Source organism: Microbacterium sp. PF5 (assembly GCF_004794315.1).
GTDB lineage: Bacteria > Actinomycetota > Actinomycetes > Actinomycetales > Microbacteriaceae > Microbacterium > Microbacterium sufflavum.
Genome location: NZ_SSDQ01000066.1, coordinates 70,702 through 87,370, shown reverse-complemented (window position 1 = coordinate 87,370; position 16,669 = coordinate 70,702). Strand labels below are relative to the sequence as shown.

12 protein-coding genes are annotated in these 16,669 nt (G+C 72.9%); 5 read left to right on the top strand and 7 right to left on the bottom strand.

Going from position 1 to position 16,669, the window contains the following annotated elements:
• The first annotated feature begins 110 nt into the window (after positions 1-110).
• Positions 111-770, top strand: coding sequence for an alpha/beta hydrolase family protein (locus DW297_RS05015; RefSeq protein WP_136029990.1), 660 nt, complete (start codon positions 111-113; stop codon positions 768-770).
• A 260-nt stretch (positions 771-1,030) separates the two neighbouring features.
• Here the strand turns inward: DW297_RS05015 and DW297_RS05010 are convergent, their stop codons facing one another.
• The 3 genes from DW297_RS05010 to DW297_RS05000 are packed head-to-tail and all read right to left on the bottom strand — an operon-like array spanning position 1,031 to position 4,421.
• On the bottom strand, positions 1,031-1,933 hold the full coding sequence (locus DW297_RS05010) for a phosphotransferase (protein WP_136029988.1): 903 nt from the start codon (positions 1,931-1,933) through the stop codon (positions 1,031-1,033).
• Between the two features lie 7 nt (positions 1,934-1,940).
• Complete coding sequence (locus tag DW297_RS05005) at positions 1,941-3,362, bottom strand: aminopeptidase P family protein (RefSeq protein WP_136029985.1); 1,422 nt, start codon at positions 3,360-3,362, stop codon at positions 1,941-1,943.
• Positions 3,363-3,398: 36 nt separating this feature from the next.
• Positions 3,399-4,421 (bottom strand): endonuclease/exonuclease/phosphatase family protein, encoded by a 1,023-nt coding sequence (locus DW297_RS05000; RefSeq protein WP_136029982.1) that lies wholly within the window; start codon positions 4,419-4,421, stop codon positions 3,399-3,401.
• A gap of 98 nt (positions 4,422-4,519) precedes the next feature.
• Between DW297_RS05000 and DW297_RS04995 the strand changes: the two genes are divergently transcribed.
• Positions 4,520-5,392, top strand: coding sequence for a PHP domain-containing protein (locus DW297_RS04995; protein WP_136029980.1), 873 nt, complete (start codon positions 4,520-4,522; stop codon positions 5,390-5,392).
• A gap of 105 nt (positions 5,393-5,497) precedes the next feature.
• Here the strand turns inward: DW297_RS04995 and DW297_RS04990 are convergent, their stop codons facing one another.
• Positions 5,498-7,021, bottom strand: a complete 1,524-nt coding sequence (locus tag DW297_RS04990; protein ID WP_136029977.1) for a DEAD/DEAH box helicase — start codon at positions 7,019-7,021, stop codon at positions 5,498-5,500.
• A 195-nt stretch (positions 7,022-7,216) separates the two neighbouring features.
• Between DW297_RS04990 and DW297_RS04985 the strand changes: the two genes are divergently transcribed.
• On the top strand, positions 7,217-7,930 hold the full coding sequence (locus DW297_RS04985) for a ferritin-like fold-containing protein (RefSeq protein ID WP_136029975.1): 714 nt from the start codon (positions 7,217-7,219) through the stop codon (positions 7,928-7,930).
• A gap of 18 nt (positions 7,931-7,948) precedes the next feature.
• Here the strand turns inward: DW297_RS04985 and DW297_RS04980 are convergent, their stop codons facing one another.
• A complete protein-coding gene (locus DW297_RS04980; RefSeq protein WP_136029973.1) occupies positions 7,949-8,236 on the bottom strand; it encodes a hypothetical protein in 288 nt (95 codons plus the stop codon).
• Between the two features lie 6 nt (positions 8,237-8,242).
• Positions 8,243-8,467, bottom strand: a complete 225-nt coding sequence (locus tag DW297_RS04975; RefSeq protein ID WP_136029971.1) for a DUF3107 domain-containing protein — start codon at positions 8,465-8,467, stop codon at positions 8,243-8,245.
• Between the two features lie 151 nt (positions 8,468-8,618).
• Here DW297_RS04975 and DW297_RS04970 point away from each other — a divergent pair, with 151 nt between their 5' ends.
• Together DW297_RS04970 and DW297_RS04965 are read left to right on the top strand one after the other, a co-directional pair.
• Positions 8,619-11,831: an ATP-dependent helicase gene (locus tag DW297_RS04970; protein WP_136029969.1), complete on the top strand. Its 3,213-nt coding sequence runs from the start codon at positions 8,619-8,621 to the stop codon at positions 11,829-11,831.
• Complete coding sequence (locus DW297_RS04965) at positions 11,795-15,319, top strand: ATP-dependent DNA helicase (RefSeq protein ID WP_240744523.1); 3,525 nt, start codon at positions 11,795-11,797, stop codon at positions 15,317-15,319. Before DW297_RS04970 ends, DW297_RS04965 begins: the two co-directional genes overlap by 37 nt.
• On the opposite strand, the gene DW297_RS04960 is transcribed toward DW297_RS04965, so the two are convergent.
• Positions 15,265-16,644 carry a hypothetical protein gene (locus tag DW297_RS04960; RefSeq protein WP_240744522.1) on the bottom strand — a complete coding sequence of 460 codons (1,380 nt, stop codon included), beginning with the start codon at positions 16,642-16,644 and terminating at the stop codon, positions 15,265-15,267. The two genes, DW297_RS04965 and DW297_RS04960, sit on opposite strands and share 55 nt — an antisense overlap.
• Positions 16,645-16,669: the final 25 nt, after the last annotated feature.

Genomic DNA, 16,669 nt, shown 5'->3' with positions numbered 1-16,669 from the left:
GGAGCCCGCTCCCGCCCCGGAGCCCGCTCCCGCCCCCGAGCCCGGGGTGCCGCCGCGGCCGGCCGATCCCGGCGCCGCTGGCACGATCCGCTGACGCGGCACGACGAGCGATGAGCACCCTCGACGTCGCGCTGCCCAACGGCACGGTCACGGTGTCGGTCGATCGGACGGACGCCGAGAGTGACGACATCGTCCTGATCGCCCACGGCGCCGGCGCGGGCAAGGACCACCCGTTCCTCGTCGGCCTCGCCGGGGCACTCGACGGTCTCGGTCTCGCGACGGCACGGTTCTCCTTCCCCTACAGCCAGCAGGGGCGGAAGATGCCGGGTCCGGCTGCCCACGCCGTCGCCACCTGGCGCGCGATCGTCGAGGCCACCCGGGCCGCCCACCCCGGACGACGCATCTGGGCCGCGGGCAAGTCGTACGGCGGGCGCATGGCGTCGCTCGCGGTCGCCGAGGGGCTCGCCGTCGACGGGCTCGTGTACCTCGGCTACCCCCTGCACCCGCCGGGGCGCCCGGATCGTCCGCGTACCGAGCACCTTCCGGCGATCGCCGTGCCGCAGCTGTTCATCGAGGGGACGAACGACCCGTTCATCCAGCCGCTGTCGCAGTTCGAGGAGGCGCTCGCCGCCTGCCAGGACGCCCGGGTCCACTGGATCGAGGGCGGCGGTCACTCCTTCGAGATCGCGGGACACAAGCGTCCCGCGGCCGATGTCGGGGCCGCGCTCGCCCCGGTGATCCGCGACTTCATCGTCGCCCGACGCCGCTGACGAGATTCCCCAGAACTTTTTCTCCGATTCGCGTAATGAATCGTGTGCGAGCCCGTCTCATCAGGTGGAGACGCCACACGAACTCCTCCGGGGGGCGGAGTTCGGGCGCCGGTGCGGGGGGTTCTGCGCCGGTCGGGTGGGCTCGGGAGCCTCGGGGGAGGAGTTCCCGGCCCGGCCCGCTTCCATTCAGGGGGACGGGCCGCCGATCTGGGGAGAACGGCGGCCCACCACCCCTCACTCCGCCAGACCGGAGGCAGCGGCTAGATCAGGCGGCGCAGGTCCGCGTCGGCGAGCAGCCGGCGCATCGTGGTGCGGCCGAGCGCGCTCATCGCCGGATTCGAACGCTCGTAGTACCAGCCGAGGCCCGCGGCCTGCTGGAAGGCCCAGGCCGCGCCGCGCAACCAGGTCGTCGTGACCACGTCGACCGCGCCCCGCAGCACCTCGCGCACCGGCGCGTCGAACAGGTGCCACGCGCACACCAGGTCGAGGGCGGGGTCGGCCGGACCGAAGTCGCCCCCGTCGAGCACACCGACCAGGCGGGTGCCGCCGTCCTCGACGATCAGCAGGTTGAACGGGGTGAGGTCGCGGTGGCTCATGACCACGTCCTCGGCGGACGGCAGCGACCGCAGCTCCGACCACAGGGCGGTGGCCGCGGCGACATCGAAGAGCGACCCGCTGCGCGCGAGGCACTCCGCGACCCACTCGTCGTGGTCGGCCAGCACTCCGCCGCGGCCCCGACCGTCGAACCCGCGCCCTGCGACGTCGACCGCGCGCAGCGCACGGATCAGCGCCCCGAGGTCACGCGCGAGGTCCGCGGCATCGGCGTGGGCCAGCGGGTCGGCGGGTCGTCCGGGCACCCACGTCTGCACCGACCACGCCGACGGGTAGTCGGTCGACGGCGGCACGACGCGCACGGGGACCGGGGCGGCGAACGGCGTGGCCTCGGCGAACTCGTGCAGGGCGGCCACCTCCCTCCGCAGCTGCTGCTCGGTGGTGGGCAACAGCGGGAAGCGCGCCACGAGGTCGTCGCCGAGCCGCACGATGGTGTTGACCGTGCCCGCCGCGGGGACCCTGCGCAGCGGTCGACCGTGCAGGTCGGGTGCATCCCGGGCGAGCAGACGGTCGGCGAGGGTGTCGTCGACCGTCAGCTCACCGTCGTGCATCGCCGGGTCAGCCGCGGAGCCGGGCCATCCACGCCTCGACCTCGTCGGCCGTGCGCGGGATGTCGGCCGACAGGTTCACGGGGCCGTCCTCCGTCATCAGGATGTCGTCCTCGATCCGGACCCCGATGCCGCGCAGCTCGGCGGGCACCGTGAGGTCGTCGATCTGGAAGTACAGACCGGGCTCGATCGTGAAGACCATGCCGGGGGCGAGGATGCCGTCGTAGTACATCTCGCGGCGGGCCTGAGCGCAGTCGTGCACGTCGATACCCAGGTGGTGCGAGGTGCCGTGCACCATGTAGCGGCGGTGCTGACCGCCGGCGTCGGCGTCCAGCGCCTCCTCCGCCGTGACCGGCAGCAGACCCCACTCGGCGGTGCGCTCGGCGATCACGGCCATCGCAGCGGCGTGCACGTCGCGGAACCGCACGCCCACCCGGGCTGCCGCGAACGCGGCGTCGGCCGCCTCACGGACTGTCTCGTACACGCGCCGCTGCACGTCGGTGAAGGTGCCCGAGACCGGCAGGGTGCGCGTGATGTCCGCCGTGTACAGGCTGTCCGCCTCCACCCCCGCATCCACCAGGATCAGGTCTCCGGGAGCGACCACACCGTCGTTGCGCGTCCAGTGCAGGTAGCAGGCGTGCGGGCCGGACGCGGCGATCGTGTCGTAGCCCTCGCCGTTGCCGTCCTCGCGCGCGCGGCGGTGGAACACGCCCTCGACCACCCGTTCGCCGCGGGCGTGCGCGATCGCGGCGGGAAGCTCGCGGATGATGTCGTCGAAGCCGTTCGCGGTGATCTCCACCGCACGCCGCATCTCGGCGATCTCGAACTCGTCCTTGATGAGGCGCAGCTCGGAGACGACGCGGCTGAGGGTCTCGTCCTCGTCGAGGACGAGCTCTCCCTCGCTCGGGCGGAACTCGTGCAGGTGTGCCGTGGCGATCTGCAGGTCGGCGGCGACGCCGTCCAGCGAGGGGCGCGGGCCGATCCAGAACTCGCCGATCGTCGCGTCGGCGTAGAACTCGGTGGTGGTGCGGTCCGCGCGCTCGCGGAAGTAGAGGGTGACGTCGTGGCCGCCGTCGGTCGGCTCGAACACCAGGACGGAGTCGGGTTCGGCGTCCGACGCCCACCCCGTGAGGTGCGCGAACGCCGAGTGGGCGCGGAACACGTAGTCGGTGTCGTTGCTGCGCTGCTTGAGAGAGCCCGCCGGGATCACGAGGCGCTGCCCGGGGAAGGCGGCCGAGACGGCGGCGCGGCGCTTCGCCGCGAACGGTGCCTGCGCGCGCGGAGCCGGAACCGTCTCCGGACGCTCGGCCCATCCGGTCGAGATGGTGTCGAGGAAGCCCTGCGGGAAGGGCTGCTTGCGATTGGTCGAGCTGTTCTCGACGGGGGCTTCGACGGTCTCGTCAGCGATCGTGTCGCGTTCTCCGGTGCTCATCGCTCCAGTCTCTCACCCCGGGGCGCACGCGCAGGGTCAGCCGGCCGGTTCCAGCTGCACCACGAGCGCGCGGTGATCGCTGCCACCGGCGTCGTCCAGGACGACGGACCCCGTCGGGCGCCAGTTCGGAGAGGCCATCACGTGGTCGATGGGGGCCCCGGCCAGCGCGGGCAGGGAGCTGGGCCACGTGCCGGACAGACCGTTGCCCGTGCGAGAGGCGACGTCGCGGCAATAGCCCATGTCGCCCCCCTCCACGCCGAGCGACGCCATGTGGTCGACCGTGGCGTTGAAGTCACCTGCGAGGATGAAGTCGCCCGCCGGGCACTGGTCGGCGATCCACTGCAGGTCGCTCTGCCACTGCTGCATCTCCTCCATGCGCGGAGCGACCGCGTGCACGGCCACGATCGTCGGCCCGTCGCCGTCCACCGGCATCAGCACGACGCTCGGCACGGACCCGGTGTTGCTGCTGCCGTCCCTGGCGGACTCGATCACGGAGTACTCGCCCAGCTCGGGAGCGACCAGCACGGTCGTCTGCCACGACTGCGGGCCGTTCGGCACGTCGGGCCGGAACTGCACGTGGTGCACCCACATCGGGTGCCCCTGCTCCCGCAGCATCAACGCGATGCGCTCGCCGACCGCCTCGGTGGTCTCCGGCAGAGCGACGACGTCGGCACCCTGCTCCAGGATCCGTCGTGCGATCTCCTCCGCGGGAACGGCCTCGCCCGCCGTGTTCCAGGTCAGCACCCGCAGGCTGCTGTCGGTCGCGGCGGGGAGGGTGGCGCCGGTGAAGCCGCGCGTCGCGCCGATCACCCCGGTGGCCCCGGCACCCAGCAGCGCCACGATCAGGATCGACGCCGCGAACCCTCGGAGCGGCCGGGCCAGCAGCAGCAGGAGCGCCAGCACCGCGACGACGAGGAGCGCGCCGAGCACCAGGCCGCGGGCGGCGACCAGCTGCGCGAACGGGTAGGTCTGCTCGAGGCGGAAGAACTGTGGCCACACCACGATGGCCGTCGCGATCGCGAACAGCACGGTGAACAGGATCCCCAGGAGACGAAACATCCCCTCCAGCCTAGAAGCGACGCCTGTGAAAGCCCTGCCGCGACGCCGATCAGCGCGGCTGCGGATCCGCGGGTCCCGGCGCTCGCTACGCTCGGAGGATGCCCGCCGCGTCACACAGGTTCGCCGGTCCCGCCGACCTGCACCTGCACTCCAACCACTCCGACGGCACGGAGTCGCCCGCCGAGGTGATGCGGCAGGTGTACGCGCACGGTGTCCGCACGGCCGCACTGACCGATCACGACCGCACCACCGGCTGGACCGAGGCGGGCGACGCGGCGGTCGCCCTCGGCATGACGTTCCTGCCCGGAATGGAGCTCTCCGCCAAGCACGAGTGGCGCAGCGTGCACGTGCTGGGCTACCTCTTCGACCCGGACGACGCCGCGCTGCGCGCCGAGACGAACCGCATCCGCGACGACCGGATCGGACGGGCCGAGCGCATCGTGCGCAACATCGGTCGCGACTACGACCTGCAGTGGGACGACGTCGTCGCCCAGACCACGCTCGACGCCACGGTCGGCCGACCGCATATCGCCGACGCCCTCGTCGCGCGCGGCATCGTGCGGGATCGCACCGAAGCGTTCGACGGCATCCTGCACCCGCGCGAGGGCTACTACGAACCCCACTACGCCCCCGACCCGCTCACCGCCGTGCGGCTCATCACCGGCGCGGGCGGGGTGGCCGTCATCGCCCATCCCGTCACGGCCGGCCGCGACCGCATGATGCCCGTGGCGTACGTCGAACGGCTGATCGACGCGGGGCTCGGCGGCTTCGAGGTGGACCACCGCGAGAACACCGCGCAGGGCAAGAGGATGCTGCGCGAGCTCGCGGCACGGCACGACCTCATCGTCACGGGGTCGAGCGACTACCACGGCAGCGGCAAGCCGAACCGCCCGGGGGAGAACACGACGGCCGAGGACATGGTGCAGCGTCTCATCGACCGGGCGTCGGGCTCCACACCGCGCTACCCCTGACGGCGCGCTGCCGTCGAGTGGCCGTGACGGCGCGACCCGTGAGGAACGACGAGGGGCGCCGCACGGATGACCGTGCGGCGCCCCTCGGACGATGATGCGGCCGGCTCAGGCGCCGGCGACGGGCGCGGCGCCGGCGGCACCGGAGCCCCCGCGGCGACGACGGCGGCGGCGGGCGGGAGCCGGCTTGCCGTCGTGGTGCTCCTTGCCCGCACCGTCGTGCGTGCCGGCGCCCTCGGCGCCGCGGTCAGCGGACGCAGCGGAGGAGCCTTCGGACGCGGTGCCGTCGGGGGCCCCCTCGGCGAACGTCGAACCGACCTGGCTCGAGCCCGTGCGGCGGCGGCGACGACGACGCGTGCCCGCCTCGCCCGTGCCCTCGGCCGCGGCGTCGGCGGCGCGCTCCGGACGACGGGTGCGCTCGGTCTTGACCGGCTCCTTCTTCGGCGCGGAGACCAGACGGCCCTTGGTGCCCTCGGGGATGTCGAGGTCGGTGTACAGGTGCGGGCTCGACGAGTACGTCTCGATCGGCTCCGGCTGGCCGAACTCCAGCGCCCGGTTGATGAGGGCCCACTTGTGCAGGTCCTCCCAGTCGACGAACGTGACCGCGATACCCGTCTTGCCCGCCCGGCCCGTGCGACCCGCGCGGTGGAGGTACGTCTTCTCCTCATCGGGGATCGTGTGGTTGATCACGTGCGTGACGTCGTCCACGTCGATGCCGCGGGCGGCGACGTCGGTCGCGACCAGCACGTCCTTCTTGCCCGCCTTGAACGCCGCCATCGACCGCTCGCGCTGGTCCTGACCCATGTCGCCGTGCACGCCGCCCACGTTGAACCCGCGGTCGCCCAGCTCGTCGACGAGACGCTGAGCGGCACGCTTGGTGCGGGTGAAGATGACGGTCTTGCCGCGGCCCTCGGCCTGCAGGATGCGGGCGATGACCTCGTCCTTGTCGAGCGAGTGTGCGCGGTAGACGAGGTGCTTGATGTTGGCCTGCGTGAGACCCTCGTCGGGGTCGTTCGCGCGGATGTGGATCGGGTTGGTCATGAACCGGCGGGCCAGTGCCACGATCGGCCCGGGCATGGTCGCCGAGAACAGCTGGGTGTGGCGCACGGCCGGGACCTTCTGGAAGATCTTCTCGATGTCGGCGAGGAAGCCCAGGTCGAGCATCTTGTCGGCCTCGTCGAGCACGACCTCGGTCGCGTTCGACAGGTCGAGCAGGCGCTGACCGGCCAGGTCGATCAGACGGCCGGGGGTGCCGACGACGATCTGCGCGCCCGCCTTGAGCTGGTCGATCTGACCCTCGTAGGCCTTGCCGCCGTAGATGGCGACGACGCTGGTCGAGCGGTTGCTGGTGAGCAGGTCGATGTCTTCGTACACCTGCACCGCGAGCTCGCGGGTGGGGACGACGATCAGCGCCTTGACGCCGTGCTCCGGGTCCTTCCCGAGCCGCTGCACGACGGGGATGCCGAAGCCGAAGGTCTTGCCGGTACCGGTCTTGGCCTGGCCGATGATGTCCTGGCCAGGCAGGCCGAGGGGGATGGTCTGCTCCTGGATCGGGAAGGCATCCACGATGCCCTTCGCGGCCAGTGCGTCGACGATGTCCTGATCGATGCCGAGATCGGCGAAAGTTGTCACTGTTTTCAGATTGCCTGTCCGGCGACCCGCGGGGATCGCCACGTAAACGGAGCCACGCCGTCTCTTGTGCCACAGGCGCGGGGCCCCGCTCCGACGGCGGGGACAGGGACAGCCTACCGGAGCCCCTCTCTCCGCCAGGAAGAAGCGCGGGCCCGAGTATTGTGAACGACGTGGTGGACTCGGGAGGACGGCCTCGTGGTTAAGTGGTTCTGGCAGCGCGACCGTGCGCCGCGGCGCGCCCTCGCACTGCGCAGTCGCGGCGAGCAGGGCGATGCGACCCGGGTCGATTTCGCCGAGCTGGCGCCCGAGCTTCCGCGCTTCCTCGGTCAGGCCGCCTACCTGCAGCTCGGCTACTTCGAGACGCTGACGCGACTCATCCGCGCGACACCCGAGCTGTCCGAGAAGGAGGCCCTGTCGCGCGCGGCGGGTGCCGCACTCACCAAGCACCGCGGCATCGTCGACCTGATCGCCGAGCGCGGAGACGACCCCACGCAGCTGATGCTCCCCTTCCGCGAGCACCTCGACGCGTTCCGCCGCAAGACCATCGGCGCGCGCCCCCGGGAGACGCTCCTCGCCGTGTACATCACCGCGGGTATGCTCGACGACTTCTATCTCGCCCTCGCGTCCAGCTACGGAGAGCCGGGGCGGCGCGTCGCCGAGATCCTGCGCGAGGACGACGCCAGGCACGAGATCGTCGCGATCATCCAGGAGACGATCGAGAGCGACGAGGAGTGGCGGTCGCTGCTGTCGATGTGGGCGCGGCGCCTCGTGGGCGACACGATCCTCGTGTGCCGTGCCGCGCTGCGACCCGAACTGCTCGCCGTCGAGGAGGAGCGCATCGAGCCGGTCTACACCGAGCTCATGGGCGCGCATGCTCGACGCATGGACGCGATGGGCCTCGCCTCCTGAGCGGGCGGGCCCGCCGGGTCAGATCCCGAGCGCGGCCTTCGTCTCGGCGTCCGAGCGCCGGCGCAGGGCGGTGACCCCGACCGCGACCGCGGCCGAGACCACCACGGAGCCGAGGATGCTCGCGAGCCAGAGCCACGGGCTGTCCTCGCCGACGCCCGCCCACTGGAGCACGGTGTAGAGGAGCGCCGCGGTGGCGGTGGCGACGGCCGGAGCCAGGGCCACGCCCCGGAGCTCACGGCCGCCGACGACGTAGTGCACGGCGATGCCGAGCGCGCACGCCGCGATCAGGGCGAGGAGGATGTACATCGGCGGTCAGGCGACGAAGCCGACGCGGCGCGACTCCTCGGTGCCCAGCTCGATGAAGGCGAGGTTCGCGGTCGGCACGATGTAGGAGTTGCCCTTCACATCGGCGAAGCTCAGGTGGCTCGCGCTCTGCTCCAGCGCCGCGGAGACCTGGGTGCGGACCTCGTCCGCCGAGGCGGCGGTGTCGAAGCTCAGCTCGCGGCCGGTGTTGATGATGCCGATGCGGATTTCCACGCGTGCTCCTTGAAGTTCGTCGGACTCGCCAACTCTATCGCGCGGCACCGGGGCCGGATCGGCCGTCGCCGCCGGTTTCGCCAGCAGCGCACAGCGCGCCCGCGCGGGGCGGGCGACGCCCATGTCGGCCGCTCCCGTTAGCGTGGAGGACATGACTTCGGATGCCGCTCAACGTGCCGTGATCATGGCGCCGCCGACCGCGTCCGGCGTCATCATCGGTGCCCCGGGCACCGGCAAGACGACGGTGCTGGTCGACCGCATCGTGCGGCTCATCGACGAGGAGGGGCTGCGGCCGGAAGAGGTGCTCGCGCTCACCCCGAGTCGACAGGCCGCGACGGCGCTGCGCGATCGCATCGGCGTGCGCGTGGGACAGGCGACCCCCGGCCCGCTCGCCCGCTCGCTCGGTTCGTTCGCCTTCCAGCTCGTCCGCGGGGCGATGGTGCGCGAGGGCGCCGAGCCGCCCGCGCTGCTGACGGGCGCCGACCAGGACCGCATCATCGCGGAGCTGCTCGCGGGAGACACGGAGGACGGCCGCATCGCCTGGCCCGAGTCGCTCAGCGCCTCCGTGCGGGCGTCGAGAGGATTCCGGTCGGAGCTGCGCGCGTTCCTGGCCGAGTGCACCGAGCTGGGCGTGCACCCCGAGGAGCTGCGGTCGTCGGGCAACGAGGTGTGGGCGGCCGCTGCGGAGTTCCTGGTGGAGTACCGCACGGTGCTCGACGCCCTGCGATCGGCCCACCGCGACGCGGCCGACCTGCTCAGCGAGGCGAGCGCGATCCTGCGCACGGCCGATGCCGCCACCCTCGGCCCGCTCGCGCCCGTGCGCGCGGTGCTGATCGACGATGCGCAGGAGCTCACGCGCGGGGGCATCGCGGTCGTCCGGGCACTGCTCGACCGCGGGGTCGCGGTGCTGGCCTTCGGCGACCCCGACATCTCGTCCGGGGCGTTCCGTGGCGCGAGCCCCGAGCTCTTCTCGCAGCTGGCGGGGGCGCTCGGCGACGTGCACGTGCTCGACGGGGCGCACCGACAGCACGCCGCGCTCACCGCGCTCACCCGCACCGTGACGCAGGCGATCGGGGTGTCGGGGCGGGTGGAGCATCGGCGGGCGCCCGCGCCGCTCACGGGGGAGGACGAGGCCGCCGTCGTGTCCACCTTCCTCGCGCCGTCGCCCTACGAGGAGTTCGACCGCATCGCGGGGGTTATGCGCGACTGGCACCTGAGCGACGGAGTGCCGTGGGATCGGATGGCGGTGATCGCCCACGACACCCGTCAGGTCACCGCCCTGGAGACCGAGCTGGCGGCGCGGGAGATCCCCACGCGAGCCGCCGGGGTGCAGCGACCGCTCGGCAGCGAGGGGATCGTGCGCGACATCGTCGGGATCGTCCGTCTCGCGCTGACCCCCGACGAGGAGCGGACGGTGCAGGCGTGGGAGGACGCACTGCGGACGCCGTTCGGGGGCATGGATGCGATCGCCCTCCGCCGACTCAGGGCGCGGCTGCGGCATCTCGAACTCGCCGGCGGGGGATCGACGCCCGCGCGCGAACTGCTGCGTCAGGCTCTGTCGCAGCCCGCGACCCTCACCCTCATCGACGCCCCCGAGTCGCGCACGGCGGAGCGCTTCGCGGAGACGGTCGAGGCGGTCGCCAGGGCCGCCGCGGAGGGCGAGACCATCCACGATCTGCTGTGGCGCGTGTGGGAGCAGGCCAGGGCGGTGGACGGTCGCCGGCTGTCGGTGGCGTGGCGGGAGATCTCGCTGCTGCCGACCGGGGCGGAGACCGCGCGCTCGCTCGACGCGCTGGTGGCCCTGTTCGACGCGGCCAAGCGGTTCGTGGAGCGCACGCCGAACGAGAAGCCCGAAGTGTTCGTGCGCGACATCCTCGACAGCGAGGTCCCGGAGGACACGCTGTCGACGCCGGAGCGTCCCGGCACGGTCACCCTGCTCACCCCCGCGACCGCATTGGGCACGGAGTTCGACGCGGTCGTCGTCGCCGGGGTGCAGGACGGCGTCTGGCCCAACGTACGGCTGCGCGGCGGGCTCCTGCAGACGTGGCGGCTGCCCGGGGCGCTCGCCGCCGCCCGCACCGGTGTGCCCGACGAGCCGCCCGGTGTGCTCGACCGCCGACGGGCGGCCCTGCACGACGAGCTCCGTCTGTTCGTGCGGGCGATCTCGCGCGCCCGCGGCCGACTGCTGATCACGGCGGTCGACGACGATGACCTCACCCCCAGCCCGTTCTTCGGCTTCCTTCCGCCCCCGGAGCCCCCGGAAAGGCACGCGTCCGCGGAGCACCCGCTCACCCTGCGGGGCCTGGTCGCGCGCCACCGGCGCACGCTCACCACGGTGACGGCGGAGCCGCTGCGGCGCGAAGCCACAGCGCAATTGGCGGTGCTGGCGCGGGAGGGCGTGCCGGGAGCCGACCCGGCCGAGTGGTACGGCGTGCGGCCGGCATCCACGCGGGCTCCGCTGCGCGACCTCGCGACCTCGGGTGCCCGCGTGTCGCCGTCGGCGGTCGAGTCGTTCGAGGAGTGCGGCCTGAACTGGGTGGTCTCGGCCCTCGGCGGCGACACCGTCATGCCCCCGACGGCGGGAATCGGCACGATCGTGCACGAGGCCATGGAGCGCGTGCCCGACGGCGACCTCGAGCGCATGCGGGCGATCGTCGCCGAGCACTGGCCGGAACTCGACTTCGAGACCGAGTGGATCGGACGCAAGGAGCGTCGTCGTGCCGACCTCTTCGTCGACCGGCTGCACACGTATCTCGGCGATGTCGCGCGCGACGGAGGCCGGGTGCTCGGCAGCGAGGTCGAGTTCCGGTTCGCGGTCGATGCCCGGGAGGGCGCGGAGGAGCCGACCGTGCATCCGGTCGACGAGGAGCGGGCACACCGGGCGATCGTGCACGGGTACATCGATCGGGTGGAGTCGTATCCCACCGGTGCGGGTGACCACCCGCACGCGCGAGGACGGGGATGGGAGCGCATGACCGGCGACGCCGAGGGCACGACCGTGGTCGTCGACCTCAAGACGGGCAAGACCGACCCGGAGACCGACGGTGCGGTGCGGGAGCATGCGCAGCTCGCGGCGTACCAGATCGCGGTGCAACAGGGGCTGGTGCCGGGCGCGACCCCGGGGTCGCTCGGCGGCGCGCGACTCGTGATCGTCTCCAAGACCCTGGCGAAGAGCGACTACCGCATCGCCCATCAGCACGCGCTCGACGGCGATGCGCGGCGGCAGTTCCTGCAGCGCGTGGCGGAGGTGGCGCGGGGCATGTCGGCCGCGGGGTTCACGGCCCAGGTCGAGTCGCACTGCGCCGACACGCAGCGCCGCGTGCACCCGTGCCGCATCCACACGGTCCCGGCGGTGAGCTCGTGACCGTGGCGGCGCCCGAGGTGGTGCTCTCGGCGACCGACATCGCCGCGGCGCTCGGCCTGCCCACGCCGACTCCCGCCCAGCAGGAGGTGATCGAGGCCCCGCTCGAGCCGGCGCTCGTGGTGGCCGGGGCGGGCAGCGGCAAGACCGAGACGATGTCGGCGCGCGTGGTGTGGCTCGTGGCGACGGGTCGCGTGCGGCGCGACGAGATCCTCGGGCTGACCTTCACCCGCAAGGCCGCCGGCGAGCTGGCGGAGCGGATCGGCGCGCGTCTCGCGGTCGTCGACGAGTACGGCCGACGGGGACTGCTGCCGCACCTGCCCGCGATCGTCCGCAGCGACGCCCTCGACCGGGTGGCGGAGGCGGCGTCGGGACGGCAGCGCGACCTGGTGCGCGCCACGGTCCTCGACGACCTCGCCCGTCGGTTCGACACGGGTTGGGACCCGGCAGCGCCGCGGACGGCGGAAGACCTCATGATCCGACCGCGCGTGTCGACGTACAACGCGTTCGCGGACGGGATCGTGCGCGAGCATGCGGCCCGGATCGGCCGTGATCCCGATGTCGCCATGCTCAGTCAGGCGGCGTCCTGGATGCTGGCGCGGGAGGTGGTGCTCCGCAGCGACCTTCCGCAGCTGGAGGAGATCGACTACGCGCTCGGCACGGTCATCGACGCGGTGCAGCGCCTGGCCGGTGACGCGCTGGACCACCGGGTCGACCTCGCGCTGGCCGAGCGCATCGCGGTGGAGCAGGCGCGCGCGTTCGAGCCGTACCGGAGCAACGCCGACGTCGAGAAGGCGGCGATCAACCTGCTGAGCCTGCCCACGCTCACCGCCCTGGTGCGCGAGTACATCGCGGAGAAGCAGCGCCGGGGGGTGCTGGACTTCGCGGATCAGGTCGGCGGCGCCTACGACATCGTGGAGTCGGCCCCTGATGTGCGGGCCGAACTGCGCGAGCAGCACCGCGTCGTGCTCCTCGACGAGTACCAGGACACCTCGGTCATCCAGACCCGCTTCCTCGCCGAGCTGTTCCGCGATACGGCCGTCATGGCGGTGGGCGACCCGCATCAGTCGATCTACGGCTGGCGTGGAGCCAGCGCCGACAACCTCTACGCGTTCTCCCGGTCGTTCGCGAGCGCGGGGGCGGTGCGCACGTACAGCCTGATGACGAGCTGGCGCAACGATCGGGGCATCCTCGACATCGCGAACCGGGTGCTGGAGCCGCTGCAGCGCCCCGGACTGGACGTGCCGCCGCTGGAGGCGCGTCCCGGGGCGGGTGACGGCGGCGTGGAGGTGCGCTTCCCGCTCACGGTCGATGAGGAGGCGGCGGCGGTGGCGGACTGGTTCGTGCAGCGCCGCGCCGCACACGACGCGGGGGAGGGGGCACGGGCCGGATCCCCGCACACGGGCGCGATCCTGTTCCGCTCGAAGCGTCACATGCAGACGTTCGCAGCGGCGCTGGCGGCCCGAGGGGTGCCGCACCGCATTCTCGGGCTGGGCGGCCTGCTCGCCACGCCGGAGGTGGTCGACGTGGTGTCCACGCTGCGGGTCGTGCACGATCCCACTGCCGGTTCGGCCCTCATCCGGCTGCTGACCGGACCGCGTTTCGGGGTGGGAGTCGCCGACATGGCGGCGCTGTACGACCTCGGCCGCACGCTGGCCGAGCGCGACACGACGATGCTCCCGCTCCCGGACGAGGTGCGGGTGCGGCTGCGTTCGTCGCGCGGAGCGGACGAGGCCGTGTCGATCGTGGACGCGGTCGACGTGGTGCGCGCGGTGCGAGACGACTACCGCCTGCTCGAGGCCATCACCCCGGAGGGCAGGGCGCGGATCCGCGCCGCGGGGGAGATGCTGGAGCGGTTGCGCCGCGCGTCGTCGCAACCGATCCCCGAGCTGATCCGTCTGATCGAGCTGGAGCTCCGCCTCGACATCGAGCTCGCCGCGAACGAGACCCGCGGACCGGCGCGGATCGCGGCGACGCAGTTGCGAGCCTTCGCCGACGAGGTCCGTGCGTTCCTCGCCGCCGACGACCGCGGCACGATCGGCAGCCTCCTCGCGTGGCTCGACAAGGCGGAGAGCACGGACGAACTCATGCCGCGTCCCGAGCCGCCGGAGCCGGGCGTGGTGCAGCTGCTCACGATCCACGGCTCCAAGGGGCTCGAATGGGATGCGGTGGCGGTGGTGCGACTCGTGGTGGACGAACTGCCCGGTCGCATCGCCGACACGTCGGGCTGGTTCGGGTTCGGCGTGGTGCCGTTCGAGCTGCGCGGCGACCGTGACGCGCTGCCGAGGTTCACGTGGGACCCGGAGGACGCGGTGGGTGCCGAGACCGATCCGGTCAAGCGGCAGAAGCTCGCGCAGGCCTCGCTGTCGGGCGGCGCCACCCAGGCGAACCCTCAGGGCGGCGCACTCAAGCGCTTCAAGGACGCCTACCGCGAGTACCAGCGCCAGGAGGAGCGGCGCCTGGCGTATGTCGCGATCACCCGCGCCCGGAGCGACCTGCTGCTGACCGGGGCGCACTGGGCGGGGCAGAAGGCGCCGCGCACTCCGAGCCCGTATCTGCTGGAGGCGATCGAGGTGCGGGGCCTCGCGCCGATCGATGGCGTGGACCCCGACGAGAACCCGTACGACGGTCCGGGTGCGACCCTGCACTGGCCGCTCGACCCGCTCGGCGCACGGCGACCCGTGGTGATGCCTGCCGCGGCGGCGGTCGAGGAGGAGCTGCGATCGGGCACCGCGACCCCCACGCCCGAGCTGCAGCGACTGCTGGCGGAACGCGAGGCCCGCCAGCGGGGCACTGCGGCGGACGCTCCGACCCGTGTCCCTGCGTCGCGCTTCAAGGACTACGTCACCGACTACGCGGGAACGCTCGCGTCGATCGTGCGCCCCATGCCGGAGCGTCCCTATCGGCAGACGCGCCTGGGCACGCTGTTCCACGCCTGGGTCGAGCAGCGCTCCGAACTGGTGGGGGTCGGCTCCCGCGTCGATGAGGCGCTGTGGGAGCAGGACGAGGACGAGCCGTTCGCCGACGCCGTGTTCGACGGCGCCGGCCCCGGCGCGGTGGCCGACGCCGCCGACCTCGCGGTGCTGCAGCGCACGTTCGAGCAGAGCGAGTGGGGGTCGTTGCAGCCCCTGGCGGTCGAGATCGAGATCGACTTCGCGCTCGGTGCGGGCGGGGAAGGGTACGAGGACGAGCGCGGACACATCGTGATCTGCAAACTCGATGCCGTGTACCGCCGCGCGGACCGTGGCGGCCGCATCGAGATCGTCGACTGGAAGACCGGCCGCGCGCCCCAGACGGCCGAGGAGCGGGAGGAGCGGATGCTGCAGCTCGCGCTGTACCGCCTCGCGTACCACCGGCGCTTCGGGGTGCCGCTCGACGAGATCGACGTGGCGCTGTACTACGTCGCAGACGACCTCGTGATCCGCGGGGACCGGGTCTATTCGGAGGAGGAGCTCTTCCAGCGCTGGAGTGCCGCGCGCGCCGCCCGCTGAGCCTCTTCGGAGTCGTCCCCGTCGTCCGCGCCTCCGTCGTGGCCGCCCGGGGTGGGCGCCGCGTCGACGTCACGCGAGCCGTGCGTCCCCGCGAACCCGGAGCGCACGCCGGAGAGGTCCTCGGTGTCGAGCTCGACCGCGCTGAAGCGCGGGGCGTCGCCCGCCGGAGCCTCGGCGTCGCTCCGCGTCGCACGACTCCACGGCCTGGCCGCGTCCGCTTCTGCCGGAGTGGAGCCGGGCTCCGCGTCGTCCCGCGCCTCGGCGTCCGCGACCCACAGGTCGTCGGGGTTGTAGGCGTCGGTCTGCATGGACGTGTCGACCTCGGGCGCGCGGGCGACAGGGACCCGGTCGAGTGCCTCCATCGCGGAGTCCACGCCGCTGCGGCGCTCGGCGGTCGCGATCCCGCGGTCGTTCAGGCCCTCCGCGAGAGCGGTGAGCAGTGCGGCGGCGTCGTCGACGATGTCGGGGCGGTGCAGCGCGTCGCCGTGAACCAGCCAGCGCGCGAACTCGAGCTCGGCGAGCAGCCGGGCACGGGCGTCGAGCCCGGCGTCGGGGCCACGGTCGACGGTGCGAGCATAGGCGGCCTGCACATCGGTGGCGGCCTCCGGCGCGGCCGACAGCCAGGAGAGGTCGACCGCGGGGTCGCCCACCGCGAGCCCGTGCCAGCCCACGAGCCCGGTGACCCGGGGGCCCTCGTGCGGGTCGTCGTCGAACAGGAAGGAGGTCGCCTGCACCCCGCCGAGGACGACGGTGGACTCGAAGCGCCACAGCTCGTCGTCCGCGATCGCGTCGCGCCAGCGCACGGTGAGCCGCGCGGGGACGCGGCCGGTGGCGGCGGCGGTGTCGACGAGTCGTTCGAGCTCGGCGCGGCTCTCGTCGGCGCTGCGCGTGGGGAGCCCCGCGCCGCGGACGACGGAGGTGGGCATGCCGTGCACGGCGGCGATCGCGGCGCCCATCGACTCGGCGGCGCCACGACCCGCCGGCACCATCGGGGCGTCGATCTGGAAGCCGGGCAGCAGCTCGGTCACCAGCGCACGTCCGTCACCCAGGCGTGTCTCGCCCACGTACGCCGGGGCGCGGAAGGGCAGCATCGCGCGGGCGCCGTCGGTGAGCGCGCGCAACGCGATGGCCTCGGCCGCGAGCTCGCGCGCCGCATCGTCGTCGTCGGCCACGCGGATCGCCAGTTCCCTGCCGTCGGCGAGAGAGGCGACGGCGGAGTCGAAGCGGCCGTCGCCGTCGGCGGTGAGCGCTCGGGTGCCCGTGACCTCAGCGCCGGGAAGTGCGGCCGTCACCGCCGCGGCTAGAGTGAATGGAGAGCGTCCCATGCCCCCAGGGTAGGTGGGCTCAGGG